This is a genomic window from Sphingobacterium sp. (genome assembly GCF_039596235.1).
GTDB lineage: Bacteria > Bacteroidota > Bacteroidia > Sphingobacteriales > Sphingobacteriaceae > Sphingobacterium.
Genome location: NZ_JBCNKE010000005.1, coordinates 356,776 through 372,202 on the forward strand (window position 1 = coordinate 356,776; position 15,427 = coordinate 372,202).

9 protein-coding genes are annotated in these 15,427 nt (G+C 41.3%); all 9 read left to right on the forward strand.

Going from position 1 to position 15,427, the window contains the following annotated elements; genetic code table 11:
• The first annotated feature begins 27 nt into the window (after positions 1 to 27).
• On the forward strand, positions 28 to 3,189 hold the full coding sequence (locus ABDW32_RS13400) for a SusC/RagA family TonB-linked outer membrane protein (RefSeq protein WP_343563184.1): 3,162 nt from the start codon (positions 28 to 30) through the stop codon (positions 3,187 to 3,189).
• Between the two features lie 13 nt (positions 3,190 to 3,202).
• A complete protein-coding gene (locus ABDW32_RS13405) occupies positions 3,203 to 4,720 on the forward strand; it encodes a RagB/SusD family nutrient uptake outer membrane protein (protein WP_343563186.1) in 1,518 nt (505 codons plus the stop codon).
• A gap of 11 nt (positions 4,721 to 4,731) precedes the next feature.
• Entirely contained in the window at positions 4,732 to 5,490 is a 759-nt protein-coding gene (locus ABDW32_RS13410) for a hypothetical protein (RefSeq protein WP_343563188.1), read from the forward strand.
• A 15-nt stretch (positions 5,491 to 5,505) separates the two neighbouring features.
• A complete protein-coding gene (locus tag ABDW32_RS13415) occupies positions 5,506 to 7,113 on the forward strand; it encodes a DUF5008 domain-containing protein (protein ID WP_343563190.1) in 1,608 nt (535 codons plus the stop codon).
• Between the two features lie 20 nt (positions 7,114 to 7,133).
• Positions 7,134 to 8,867, forward strand: a complete 1,734-nt coding sequence (locus ABDW32_RS13420) for a LamG-like jellyroll fold domain-containing protein (protein ID WP_343563192.1) — start codon at positions 7,134 to 7,136, stop codon at positions 8,865 to 8,867.
• Positions 8,868 to 8,882: 15 nt separating this feature from the next.
• A complete protein-coding gene (locus tag ABDW32_RS13425; protein ID WP_343563194.1) occupies positions 8,883 to 10,892 on the forward strand; it encodes a M60 family metallopeptidase in 2,010 nt (669 codons plus the stop codon).
• A gap of 9 nt (positions 10,893 to 10,901) precedes the next feature.
• Entirely contained in the window at positions 10,902 to 12,671 is a 1,770-nt protein-coding gene (locus tag ABDW32_RS13430) for an alkaline phosphatase family protein (RefSeq protein ID WP_343563196.1), read from the forward strand.
• A gap of 56 nt (positions 12,672 to 12,727) precedes the next feature.
• Positions 12,728 to 14,131: a discoidin domain-containing protein gene (locus tag ABDW32_RS13435; protein ID WP_343563198.1), complete on the forward strand. Its 1,404-nt coding sequence runs from the start codon at positions 12,728 to 12,730 to the stop codon at positions 14,129 to 14,131.
• A gap of 666 nt (positions 14,132 to 14,797) precedes the next feature.
• Positions 14,798 to 15,073: a hypothetical protein gene (locus tag ABDW32_RS13440; RefSeq protein WP_343563200.1), complete on the forward strand. Its 276-nt coding sequence runs from the start codon at positions 14,798 to 14,800 to the stop codon at positions 15,071 to 15,073.
• The last annotated feature ends 354 nt before the right edge of the window (positions 15,074 to 15,427 follow it).

The following is a 15,427-nucleotide window of genomic DNA, read 5'->3' on the forward strand; positions in this document are numbered from 1 at the left end:
ATGGACGGACTAATTAGCTTAAAGATTATGAAACAATTTAGCATAATATTAACTTTCATTTGCGCCTTTTTGGTGGGGGAGGCATGGGCCCAGACCATGGTCAAGGGGCTTGTGAAAGGAAATGATAATAGAGCGCTCGGTGGCGTTTCTATACGGTTGGAAAACCCAAGACGAGATCTGGGAAAAACTGGAGAAGATGGACGGTTTGTGATTTCGGTTCCGAACAGCGGGGTGATGGTATTTTCCTATCAGGGCTATCGTTCGGAGAAGTATACGATCGTCGCTGGTAAAAAGGAGTACAACGTGACCTTGGAAAGTACGGCTCAGGAACTCGAAGAGACTGTTGTCGTGGGATATCAACAACGTAAAAGAGAGACATTGACCGGTTCTGTAGTAACAATCTCCGGTAAAGAAATACAGGATATTCCTTCAGGTAACTTCGTTGACCTGTTGCAGGGTAAGGTCGCTGGTTTAAATATACAGAACAATACAGGAAGTCCTGGTATGCGCGGAACGATGGCGGTGCGTGGGATGTCTAGCTTTAATGTTTCAGGTAGTGGTGACAATACGTTTGTAACACCGACATCACCATTATTCGTTATTGATGGTGTCCCTATCGATGACAACTCGGGTTATGAATATGGATTTGAAACAGCCGGCCCCGGTGTGTCGCCAATTTCCATGATTCCGCCAGAAGATATCGAAGATATTACCGTTATGAAAGATGCGCAGGCAACAGCAATGTATGGATCGCGGGGTGCCTATGGCGTTATTCAGGTGCGTACCAAGCGTGGTAATTCAAAAGTGCCTATCGTAAATTATCAAGGTCAGTTTTTCTTGTCGGCAGTGCCGCAATTGCGTCGCGTGATTGGTGGTAAGGGCGAGCGTATGGTTCGTTTGGAGCAAATCCTGATGAATGATACGACATTGGCTGCAGCGCTGCGCCGTATCAACGATTCACCAATATTGGCCGATTCCCTGAATCCCTATTATAATAACTCAACGGATTGGCAATCTTATTTCTACCGCAATACCATGAATCAGACGCATAATATTGGTATCTCTGGTGGAGAGCGTATATTCAATTACAAAGCCAATATGAACTATTATGATGAAAATGGTATCATCGCCAATACAGGTTTTAAAAGATATACAATGACTTCCAATATGCAGTATGAGCCGAGCGATCGTTTCAGAATGATGACCAACATCAATGTCAATGTGGCACAAAATAAGATGGGCTCAGGAAATGCATTGATGCAGACGGGGGTAGGTAAATCGGTTAATACAACCTCGCTGTATCCATCACCTTCCCTGTTTTCTGGAAGTATGGGGGCGTTATCGGCATTGGGTGTGGATGACCAGAATAAAACCGGGAATTATTTAGGACAATTGGAATTGCAGTATGTACCTATTAAAGATGTACGTGCTTCCGTTACCTTAAACTATAACTATACAACTTCGACAAAAGATCGTTATACACCAGAGATACTTTTAGGCAACTCTTCAGAGGTATACAGTTATTATAGCAACAAAAGTAAAGTCTATAACCGGAATCAACTATCTTATGTGAAGGCAATTAAAGAGAAACATCTTTTTAGTGTCTATGGATTCACGGAAATGGAAATATCTGCGTCGTCAGAAGACTTATCGAAAATTCGCGGAACAGCCAATGATCAATTTCAAACGGGAATTAGCTACAATACACGAAAAACGCTTGGCGGTTTGTTAAACTCATTGAATAATTTTAGATCAGTGGCATATGCAGGAAGTTTCTCGTATAACTACGATTCAAAGTATATTCTTGATTTGACTTACCGTGTCGATGGTAGTTCGTTGACCGGAGGTGCAACACCTTGGACCAAGAATCCTTCAGCTGGTTTACGTTGGAATTTCAAGAAAGAAAAATTTATGGAAAACGTGGATTGGTGGGATACAGGTTTCTTGAGAGGTTCGGTAGGTCGGACAATTTCTCCAGCGGGCACCTTGTCGGATATCTACGGTTGGTATAAGATTGACGACGGTCGTTACAACAATAGACCGACGACATCATTGGATCTAGAAATTGCCCCCAATACGGGATTAGTACCGCAATCGACAACACAATGGTCGGCCGCAGCTGAGCTTGGATTTTTCAATAGCTCCCTCTATATTACTTATGAAACTTATTACAAGCAATCGGATAAAATCTTAGATAAAAAACCAATTGCAAATCATAATGCGTTCAGAAATGTATTGACAAACGAGAAAGCAATGGTGAACAAAGGCCACGAGCTGAGTATTCAATATCGACCAAAATTAACGAATTCGGATTGGGAACTGAATGCAAATGCAACGTTTGCAATAAATAGGGATTATGTAACCTCATTGCCCGATGGTGCACGTCAACTGGTAAAGGCTGATGGATCAGGATACGATCTTCCTCAATTCTTCCGTCTAGGGCGTAATGCATTTACTTTTGTCTTGTATGATTATAAAGGAGTTTATAAAGCTGATGATCAAGTACCGGTCAATCCGCTAACAGGACTGCGTTACCGGGCAGGAGGAGAAATGAACGAAGGTAAGTTCTTCCGTGCGGGCGATCCCATTTTTACAGATCTAAATGGTGACTATGTGCTCGACGAAAATGATTTAGTATATGTCGGTAATTCACAGCCAGCAATTACAGGCGGTTTATACCTCTATACACGCTATAAAAATTGGTCTTTGCGTACGCAATTATCTTATACCATAGACCGTGATATCTTAAATACAGCCTTAACGGATCGTTTCCGGAACTATTCGGATCCAAGTGGCCAGAACTACGGTGATGGCGCCCCTGGAGCCTATGTTCCATTGGATGCTTATAATGTATGGCGCCAATTAGGTGACAACGCAGATTATCCCAATGTTTCGGATTTTACACGTTTGACATTATATAATCCTTATCGTTACAATTCAACTATGTTTATGGAGGATGGCTCTTATGTGAAAATTAACACGATCACAGTAGGCTACAATTTTGACAGACGATGGGCGCGTCGTTTTGGCGTATCGTCTGCACGCATCAATCTAACGGCAAACAATGTTTATACGTTTAGCAATTATTCCGGACCAGATCCAGAATTGGTAACAGGTGTGGGACGTGACGGCTCAAACGGCTATCCAAGTAGAAGAACCTATTCATTGGGAGTAAGTGTACAATTCTAAGTTCGAAGACAACATGAGAAAGAAATTTTTATATCTATTTATATTGGGAGCATCCCTGGGTTTGGGCTCCTGCGGAAAGGACTTCCTAAATATTACTCAGATTGACAAATTAACGGGAAATAATTACTGGACTAGACAAGCAGATGTCGATCAGTACATGGGGGGGATTTATTCTACTTTCAGAGAAGCGACCATGACGAATATCTTTTTTCCGGCATCAGGCGACTTGCGTTGTGCTCCTACAAATCGGACGAGTGCAACATCAGGGGCTGGAAGAGATTATATTTCATTGTTGAGGCAAAATGATTTGAATGCGATTATGTCTAGAACTAGTGAGGATGTGAGTAATAATTTTGCCTATTTCAGATTTCCTAGGATCACGCAATGGAATAACTTCTATAAGATGGTTCAAAATGCGAATATTGTCATCTACCAATTGGAAAATAAGGATATGCCATTCCTTAATGAGGATATGAAAAAAACCTATAAGGCAGAGGCGGTTTTTCTACGTTCTTTAGCTTATTTTTTCATGGTGCGTTTGTATGGTGATGTCCCTTATTATACGGATGTAAATACGAATCCGTTACCGCGGACAAATATGTTCACGGTATTAAAGAGTCTTTCGGCCGATTTGGATGCCACCTATAAAGATCTGCCTTGGACCTACGATGATCCTTCCGTTGTTGCAGTGAAAGCAATGCGCGGTGCTGCCATGACACTTAATATGCACATCAATATGTGGATCGCAGGATTAGGAACGGATGATAAAACAGTACTTTATCAGAAAGTAGCCGATTTAGGAAAAGAGTTGATGGAAGAAAATGGCGGAGCTTATGCTTTGTTGGACCTGAGCAGAACAAAAGAAATCTTTAAAGGCCGGACAAAAGAAGGCTTGTTTGAGATCGTGCAAAATTTCAACTATGGCGAAAGTTTTCACTTATCGGCATCTTATTCGGATTATGTGCTCCATGCGCCAAATAAAGTGACAACCAAGTCCTATATCTATTACGACCCAAAATTTATGGAAAAGATGTATCCACCTACTGAGGACGATCAGCGTAAAGTGTATTGGTTTGATAAGGATATCTATTCGACAAATGGGGATTTTCAATGTCTGAAATTTTCGAACGTATTTATGGAAGAGGGTGAAGATAACAATCCAGATGATAACCAAATGGTATTCCGCTATCCTGACCCAATTTTATTACGAGCCGAAGCTTTGGCGGAATTAGGAAAAGATGAAGAGGCAAGAACTGTTGTCAATGTCATTCGTACACGTGCTAAGGCAGCACCTATTCGAGACAGTGGGGATGATTTGAAAGATGCTATTTGGTGGGAGCGCGTCAGAGAGCTCCTAGGAGAAGCAAACTTCTTTTATGATCTGGTGCGCACGAAAAAAGTAATCAATTCGGAATACACAAGTGCTCCGATGTCGGTTGCAGCCTTTAACTCGGGTGGTTGGACCTGGCCAATTGATAAGTCTGCTCGGACAAATAACCCTTATATGCAATTAAATAATTACTGGAACTAAAGGAATAGATCATGAAAAAGATTTGGAAATATACTTTTTTACTGTTGATGGCAGTTGCACTGTTTTCAGCATGTAAAAAAGAAGATTATATCGATACGGGTGTTCATGAAGCGAAGTTTAACGGTACGATCTGGAATTACCTGGAATCAAGACCCGATTTGTTTGATACCCTAATGGTTGCATTAAAAGTCGCTAAATTGGATGCTGTACTTAAAAATGATGAAGTAACCTTCTTTGCTCCTCCTGATCCTTGCATTTTGAAGTCTGTGTGGCTGTTGAACCAAACATTATTCCGTTCAGGACAGGATTCTATCACCAAACTGGAGCAAATCAGACCCGAAGTTTGGAGAAAATACCTGTCAAGGTATATTTTTAAAGGTAAGAATGTGGCCAAAGATTATCGTCAGATCGATACACTAAACTTGGCAGCATTTCCGGGTGGGGTGTATAAAAACCTGGATGGTGGCGATATGAATATAGGTGTGCTCTACAATGATGTCGTGAGTAAAAATGAAAGCTCTGGTGGTACACAGGTCATTAAATATGCGGGCTACCGTCAACTTTATTTGAACTTCCCATATTCCTTTAGTGTGCCCGATGAAATCAAGGATTATTTTGTCCCTTATATTACCGCGCCGGTAGCGACATCGGATATTCAACCGACCAATGGTGTATTACATGTACTGCAATTTTCGAAACATTCCTTTGGATTTCAGATTTATGAATTTGCAGATGAGGCTTACTTATTGGGTGTTCTTCCAAAAAAATAACGATCTGATATTATTATGAAAAGAAATTTAATAACCAAAATAGCTGTCCTGATTGTAGCATTAATCACATGTGCTGCTTGTAGCAAGGATATCGTAACCGGAACGGATCCGTATGCAGGAGGGAAGGATCCACTGGGAGTCGGATTTTATATTAACTATCCAGAACCAGGCACAGCCAAACCTGGCGAATTGGTGGATTTTTATGTGAAAGGCCTAAAAGGAAAACTAGATCAGATTAACTTTTTTGTGAATAACACGAAGGTAGAAGTAGTCTCGGCGAAAGATTCGCTGGTCACGATTAAAGTCCCGACGCAGATTACCTCTGGAAATGCCAAAATAGTTGTGGGTGAAGAAATTTTTTATGGGCCACGGTTGGAAATTGAGGGAAATACGTCGGTGGACGAAAACTACGGTATGGTGAATGGATTTAGTGGGAGTGTATACGATATTTTACCGAATGCCGGTGGTTTTATTGTTGCTGGATCTTTCTCTAATTTTGAAAACGAAGCTATTACGTTAAATGTTCCAGAAAATCAAAAGGTTTATCGCAATGGGGTACATTTTATTGATGCCAATGGCAAAACCAGCGGTAATATGAAATTTGGTCAAGGGGCATTTGGTGGTGGTTTTGTGCGATCTATTGCCAAGACAAGTGATGGTAAATTTATCTTTGCCGGAGCTTTAGGAACTTTTGCCAAACGAATGGTCAATAACATTGTTCGCGTCAACAATGATGGAGCGATTGACTCCATGGTTGTAGAGGTCATAAATCCTGGTAATGATCCAAAAAATTCATTGGATACGGTATCTGCTTTCAATGGTGGTGTAAACAATATGATTATCAAGGCTTTCACGACAGCTGACAATAAGGTGATCGCGATAGGTAACTTTACATCACATTTTAAGATTGACTACGATTATTCTTCCCGCGATTCCCGTAGGTATATTATTTCCTCTGCGAAGGGTGTCATTCGCATGAAGGAAGATGGTTCGTTGGATTCTACATTTGCGTTGAATAACGCCGGGGCAAATGGGCAAATTATGGATGCTGCAATGATCGACAATGAGCGTATAGTCATCGTGGGTGCTTTTACCGCTTATAATGGGAAGGTAGCCAATGGAATTGCCTGTATCAAATCAGACGGCTCCTTAGATGAGACGTTTAAATTGAATGGAAATATTACCCGGTTATTAAAGGTAAGCTATAACAGTAGCTTGAAAAAATTAGCTGTTTCAGGCATTTTTACAGGAGCAGGGGCTTCAGGCAAAGTGAATAATGTTGCAATGATGAATACAGATGGTACCGTTGATGACTCCTTCATCTTGCGCGATATTGGTACTGGAATTATCAATTATGCACAGATATTGAATAACGGACAGGTCATTATTGACGGAACGCAACAAAGCTATGCGGGTGTGCCAAGGGCAAATTTATTGATCCTGGAAAAAAATGGTGAATTGCTGCAAAAATATAACTCTTTGGGACCATTCACGGGCGCACTTTTTAAAGTAATCGAGACGAAATCCTCTTTAGGTGAACCTGCATTGTTGCTTGGAGGCAATGTTCTCCAATTTGGGCAAAAAACAGTAGGAAACTTCCTACGTTTGGAAATCAAGAATTAACCCAATAAATAAAACTGGTTATGATTAAGTATTTAAGAACTTTTAAACATATTTCTCTAGCTCTTACTGCCTTAGTGGTATTAGGTGCTTGTAATAAAGACTTTCCGAACTTATTGCAGAATTTCAATGAAGCAAAGGATAGTCCGGAAAGTCGTGATAAGGTGTTGTTAGTTATCGTTGACGGGCTTTCGGGGCCAGCAATGCAGGACATTGCTCCAACGAATATCGATTTGATGGCCCGTAACGGTCTGGTGACTTACGGTAGTTTAGCTGATCCAACGATGGATTTCGAAGTGACCAATCAATCGGTAACAGCCGCGTTGCTGACCGGGGTTAATAGTGCTAAAAATAAAGTCGTAGGCTCAGATTTAAGCCTGATTGATTTGAATAAGTATCCGACGATTTTCACGAAGTTGAAGCAAAATGCAACAAGCCGTAAATCGAGCCTCATCACTTCCGACGCAAAGTATGGTGCTACCCTGGGTAAAGATGCCGAAGTTAAGGTAGAAAGTAACGATGTGGCGGTGGTCACTGCGGCAAACACTTCGTTGTCAAATACCGAATCCGATCTAAATGTTATCCATTTAACTGAGGTTGATAAAGCAGGGAAATCCTCAGCTTATACCGCCGAGGATACAAAATATGTCGCTGCAGTCAATGTAATGGACAAGCAGGTTAAATCCTTATGGGAAACGATCAAGAAAAGAGCAAGTTTCAATACAGAAAACTGGATTGTGATCATTACTTCAGCTCAGGGTGGGGTATCTACAGATCCTGTAACCGATTTTACACCATATGGTGATAGTAAAAGAGACACATACACCTTATTTTATTCACCAAAGTTTGCACGGAAAATTGTTCCAAGGCCCAATTCTAAAGACATTCCTTTTGTGGCAAATGCGACGAGATATACCTATGCAAGCAACAACCAGGTCATTGGTAAACTAGCTGATGCAAGTAAATTCAATATGGGAACAGGTAGCGACTGGACGATGACACTCTTTTTGAAATATAATGTTGCTAATTCTAATTATTGGTATCCGATATTTTTTGCAAAACGTGTTTCTGGTTTCTCAGGAGCAGGGTGGAATTTCTTCCTAGAAGGGGACTATTGGGGGTTTAATAGCTCAATCGCGGGGCAAGCATTTGGACCTTCCATCAATGATGGTGAATGGCATGCCCTGACTACTGTTATTAAACGGAGCGGGACTCAGGATTCTGTCTATGTCTATACTGACGGAACAAATGCGACGGTGTCAGGGAAATCTTCTCAAGTAGGTGCCAATGGCAATAATCTTGATAATACAAGCCCGCTGACCTTGGGCTTCAATCCCGGTAATGGAAATACGGATTGTAATATTTCCATCTGTAATGTACAGGTTTATAACCGTGCTTTTTCGGCCGAAGAGGTAAAACGATATGGTGGGGTGACACATATTGATGAAACGTATCCGTTCTGGAATAATCTTCAGGGATATTGGCCCGGATATGATGATGTCAATACGACTGTACTCACAGAACAAACAGGAAAAGGAGCTGGTAACTTCAAATTGACAGGTCCTGTCGCGTGGACAAGTTTCAATGAATTGGTGCCGTTTTTTCAACCACCAATTGAGGAATCCTTTTATCGTCTAGTGCCTAATGCCGTAGATATTCCCTTTATGATTTATCAATGGTTGGGGGTATCGGTAGAATCATCCTGGAATTTGGACGGCAAAAGCTGGACGCCAAACTATACACAAATTAGAAAATAACCAAATTTTGACCTAATGAGAAAGAGATATTTAGTTTTTGGATTATTTGTTGGGTTGATGGCTTTTGCCTCCTCCTGCAGTAAATATGGTATTGAGTTTCCAGATGGTTATCAATCTGGAGATTCTACCGAAACTCCACTTAAATCGGATACGACCATGGGCAAAGCTGATAAAAGTTTATACCATCGGGCTCGGATATACCCTGGTTTGGTAGGGGAAAATGTGACACGTGTTAAGGATACCACGATTTCTATGTTAATGAATAGAAAATATGTGTCATCTTTTGATTATAAAGTCAGTGTAACACCTGCGCCAATTTATACCACAGGATTATATGCTCCGGCGGGAGAGGTAATTCGGATCACGATACCTGCTGGCGCCATTGGCATGACCGTGCAGGTAGGTGTACATACAGATAATATAACAGGAAAAGATGCACCACGTAGGGATCCTGTTCTATACACTAGAAAAGAATTATTCCCAGGGACAAACTACATTAAAAATCTGTATGGTGGAACTATATGGATTATTAATCAGAAAGCAAGCACAACTCCTGTTAATATTAAAGTAGCAGGTGCTGTTAAGTCCACTGATTTTATATTAGGGAAGTCCACTGTGGCCGATTGGAAAAAACAGGTTTTGTCGCAAGATGTGCCCTGGATGGATCTGATCGGTGAGCGCGTTGCCTTCTCAGTTCCTCGTTCTCTGGTTGTTAAATTCATCCAATCCGGAAAAATGGATCAGGTGGATGAGGCTTTGCGCCTGTGGGATGAGACCTATGTCAAAGATTATTACCGTTGGATGGGACTATCTGCAGATGCGGCCGATCCAATAAATCGCTATCCGGAATTTTGGGAAAGAGGAGTGATGGATATTCATCCTTCATTAGGATATGCCCATAGCGGTAGCCCATGGGTAATGCAAGAAGATGAATATTGGCTGGATGAACTGACCAATCCGAATACGATTAGAAAGGGAACTTCATGGGGATCATATCATGAAGTCGGGCACAATTACCAAGCGAGCTGGGCCTGGAGCTGGTCTGATTTAGGGGAAACGACAAACAATCTGTTTATTTTTAATGCGGCGCGAAATCGTGGCGTTACTTCTCGTATAGATTTCCATCCGGCATTGAAGACATCGATTCCTGCGGCATTAAAATTTGCTGCGTTAACTTCGGCGAAGAATTTTTCTAATTTCCCCGAGGAATTGGGTATAGACGCTGATGATCCTTTTGCACGATTAACACCTTTCCTTCAGATTTTTGATAAGACAAAGGGAAAAAATGGGGAGTCAGGATGGGATTTCTTCCCTTATATCTATAGTAAAGCGAGGAATGAAAATTTTGCTAGTTCTTTAGACCAGGGAAAACGTGATTACTTCTATCGCCAGTTATGTAATTTTACAGGTAAGGACTTTAATCGCTTTTTTATCGCTTGGGGGATTCCGGTAAGTAGTTCGGCTAAACGTGAAATGCGTGAGAAATATCCACCAATGGATCGCGCGATTTGGGAGTACAATCCATTGACTTTTACAGGTGGTGATGGCGTATTACAGTCACGTTATTTCTTGCCAAGCGGCCTGTTTGAATTTACAGCCAATGTCGCAACAGCAACAAACGAAAGTACCGGTAAATTCAGTGCAATGACTGATGGCGATCCAAATACCTATTGGCATACTTGCTGGTCTGGTTGTACAATCCCGACGACTTTACCTGTGGAATTAACCATGAATATGAAGGAAGTAAATGTCTTTAAAGGTTTTTATTACAAAAATAGAAAAGGGCAGACTTTTGCAACCAAAGTTAAAGTTTATATCAGTCGCGATAATAAAAATTGGACGGATATGGGACAATTTGCCTTAGCGAGCACTTCGCAGACAACTGCCCAAAATGAAGCAATGAAAGAATTTGCATTTTCTAACCTTGTGGAAGCCCAGTATGTGAAGTTTGTGTTTCCGGATCCAAATACTGGTGGAGCTGTACACGTTGCGATTGCTGAGTTAGGGGTGTTTTACGATATATAAACTTAAGTTATGAAAAGATTACTCAATATAAAGAAAACCTTAATTGTCGTGGTAAGTGCAGCGTTTTTGCTGGTTGGCTGTACAAAATATGCCAATCCGCCGGCCATATATGAAGACTATGAGCAGAATTTGCAACAACCGGTTAAACGGAAGGTGCTTTTTATCTCCATTGATGGGTTGGTAGGACAGGAATTAAAAAAGAGCGTGCCAAGTAATATTGCAGAATTACTCAAAACAAGTAAGTATACGTTTAATGCCCTTGCAGATGAGAATACCAGTAATCCATCGTCTTGGATGACCATGATGAGTGGAGTGACATACGCCAACCATCATATTATCGACGAGTCTTATATTCCAAGACCAAACGAAGATGATCCACATGAAAATGTCGCAGGTTATCCGTCTATGTTATATCGTATTGCAACAGTAGCCCCATCAATGAAGACAAGCGTCGTATCGCGATCGGTTACCTTGAATGATAAGCTGCTTGTGAGTGCGAATGAAACATATAACGGCGCGACTGATGAAGACGTCAAGAAGAAGGTATTAGATTTGTTTAACACCAAGAATAGCGACTTTATGATTGTACAATTCACGTCCCTATTGGAAGCAGGAGAAAAAGGTGGTTTTACAATAAGCAATAACGATTATGCGAATGCCTTAAAGAAAGTAGACGGTTATATAGGCGAAATATCGAAAGCATTGGCTGCCCGCAAAAACTATCCAAATGAAGATTGGTTAGTGATCTTAACATCAAACCATGGCGGAATTGGCGATTCTTATGGAGGTGGGACTTTAGAGGAGCGGAATACCTTTGCCATTTTTCAGAATAAAAACTTTAAAGGCGCTGAATTGACAGGTAAAGCAATGAGTTATGTGCGGATGTGGGGGTACGACGGTACTGGAAATAAGCCGCTTGGTGTAAGAGCAGTAAGTGATAATTTGGGCAATTCAAGCGACTATGATTTGGCGACCACAAAAGAATTGACGATTTCTGCGCGGTTCAGGTTTAATTTGAACAATACCATTATTTCATCAACCTACCAACCAAATACGTATAATTATTGGTACTCCGGTATTTTCGGTAAAGATTCGAATACCTCACTAGGTACTCCTGGGTGGATGTACTTTACTTGGGGAAATGATCTGCAGGTCAAGATCAGTGATGGTGTCAAGGAGGCCACTTGTCAAACAGCAAAAGTCAATGGAGAGTGGTATACAATGACCACCGTCATCAAAGCTATCGGAAATGACCAAGTAAATATCAAGATTTATAACAATGGGACATTAGCCCAAGAAACGACTACGTCTGGAATGAATGTAGCCAATATCAAAACAAATGATCCCTTGATTTTTGGCTATAGACCAAATATATCCTATGATTTAGTAGATTTTGATGTATCCAATGTATCGATCTTTAATAAGGCATTTACGCAAGATGAAATCCGTAACTCCTTATGTTCCACGGTAGAATTGACGAAATCGCCTTTTGCCAATAATCTGAAAGGCTATTGGAAGATGTCACCTGCTGAAAATGGTTCGATTCAGAACGAGGTAGCGGGCAAAAGTGCAATGGGACTTAGTGGAGATTTTCAATCCAGAATGACCTCTGAAGTGGTACCTTGTGAGTTGGGCGACAATGCCGTATTTATTCAGGCAGCTGACTTTTTCCCACAGATATTTTATTGGTTGGAAGTGCGGACATTAAAAGATTGGAAATTGGAAGGACAGGTGTTTTTAAATAAGTACGAAGTAGAGTTCCTCTTGCCAAAGCAATAAGAAAATAAGATTATAAACCAAGCTCCATCGTACTGATGGAATAAACGTTATTAAAGATGAAAAGGAATTTTAAAATGAGCTGGGCATTTAATGTCATTTTAGGAGCTTTTTTACTGAGTATGGGGAGTTGTAAAGAAGAAGAACTTGTGTTTCCGCAGCAAGGGGAGCAGGAAACCATTGTGACGGAGACACGCCCAACAGCAAAGCCAACAAATTTGACTTATGTATCAGCTTTCAACCAAAATATAGAAATACATTGGCCTGCTTTGTCAGATCGTGTCGTTAAAGCACAGATCAAATACAAAGATGGTGCTGCAGATAAGCTGTTGGATGTCACTAAGTTTAACGAGCCTACAATCATTCACTTAAGTGAATTGAAAAGCTATGATTTTTCGCTGCAATATTTTACTTCGGACGGTACCGGCTCTAAGGTGACCAGAACCACATTAAAACCGAGAGCGTATGAAGTGGATTATAAAATAGAGAATGTTTCAGTACAAGCCGTTCCAGGTGGAGTGACATTTATCTTTCCAAATACGTCACAGCGTGAGCTTCTAGGGAAATTGTCGTATGCAGTTGGAGGGAAATCTTTTGAGGTAGACTTGAAGGGGAATACACAGGACACGGTGACGGTTTCGAATTTAACCGACGAAACGAAAAAGATAGATTTTTCATTGAAATTCCAAGATGACCAATGGAAAAGAACGGCGGCCGCTCAATCTCAAACGGCCCCCGGTCTACTTACCTATAAGTTGATTATGCCAACAGTGGTGCCTTATATGGAAGGTAATAATGTTGTTTTAGCTTGGGAGAATGAAACAAAAGACCCGGTAACTGTTAATGTACAGTACGAAGTAAATGGGATAAAAAAGACTGCTGTTTTGGAGGAAAGCACCGATTTGAAAGGTAAGCTATCGTTTGATGTACAAGGTAAAACAACAGCGATAGCCTATACCCTAGGAACTGAAGGGCTGACCTCGCCGATACAACATAGCCAGGTTAATCCGTTGGCACTTTTGAATAAATCGTTGTGGTCTGCAGAGGCTTCTTCAATAGAAACGCAGGAGGGGGCTGCCAATGGCAAACCTCAGAGTCTTATTGATGGCGATATTACTACCTTTTGGCATTCAACTTGGTCCTCTAGCAATAATCCGGTATATCCGCATTGGTTTATCGTAGATATGTCGAAAATAGAGATTTTAGGACGATTTGGAATGATCAGACGTCATAACAATGATACAGGTGGATTTAAAACATTTAATATAGAAGTATCGTTGGACAAGGTCAATTGGAAGGTGGTTGGTAAAGATTTAACATTCAACTCCGCGGATAAGCCAGCTGCTTGGCAAGATTATAGTGTCACGCCTGTTAAAGCGCGCTATATTCGAATTACAATGACAGCGCCGATGAATAGTGCGACGTCTACTCACTTAGGTGAATTTAGAGCTTACGCTTACTAAGCCAATAATCGTTTTATGAGCTAATAAACCAAAGTCAGCTGTGCTTAATCCAGGTACCTAAAAAAGGAAGATGTTGTACTTTGAATTCCCCTAGCGAGTAACGCGCCTTTCTGGGGGAATTTTTTACGGTTTTCGATGAGTGACCACAAGAACAGTATTAGTCCATTTCGAAGAAACTGTGACGGCCTTAGGTAATGGCGATTATTTGCGATTTCTTTGGTGAAAATATACGCAGTAATTTTTTAGTTTTGGGAAGGGTTTTTGAACATTTTTACATCAAAAAAACGTTTCCAGGCTATGAATCCGAAGGTTGACCTTTTTTTGCCTTTTTTATCTACGCTTCCTGCTGCCGTGCGCCCTAATCGGGGATAGATGCCAGCTATCGGGCTGCCCCATCTGGCCGGACCCAAAAAGTCAAATCCCATTGCCCCGCTGTTAAGCTATCCGCTTTTGACCATTATATCATCTGCTTATACACAGCTTAACCAATAACCTAGGAATAATTTAGATTTAAGTTAGTATTTAGTTAGGTATTCATTAGCTTTTACCTAAGCTATACCTAAACTAAACCTAAACAAACCCTAACTAAACCCTAACTAAACAGTTAATCTGTACACACGCTGCCCCGGCCTATTGGTACCTGTTTTCTGCCGAGCTTACTATTGTTTGATACTCCAACCTGTCGTCCGGATGCCTGCCCCATATCCCTACGTAACCGGCCTTTTGGCGCTGTCGGGAGTAATTCCCCTGGCCTTACCATTACTTTCCGCCGCGGGGCCAGCGCCAACCCGTCAGCGCAGATCCCGTAGCGGCCCTATGCTGACCGGCCTTTTTTGGCCTTACTGCACACCCTTTGCCGCCACCGTGCCCCGCCGGAGCCCAGGAAATCCCCTGCGGGATCCTGTTTCACAAAAACAATCCCCCAAGGGTACAGCCAGTTAGCGGAAAAATGAAATAAATAAGAACAAAAGGCTTGGAAGTGATTATAAAAACTTCCTATCTTTGCACCACTCCGCAAGGGAGGGACGGTTGCTCCGAAAGGGGTGATCATGAAAAAAGAAGGGTTTAGGTGAGCTGGACAGGATTTAAAATCCCGCTGGGTTTATTTTAAACGCGGAATCGGAAAAAGGAAAAAGAAAAAAAACTTCAATTTTTTTTTGGAGTTCCGAAAAAGATTTCTACCTTTGCAGTCCCAACGGAAACGGAGGGAAAACAGAAAAAGATAAAGACGGGCTGGTGCCCATCGGAATAAAGCGGATACGGAAGTTGAAGCGACAAAGTTCTTTAAGAAAACAC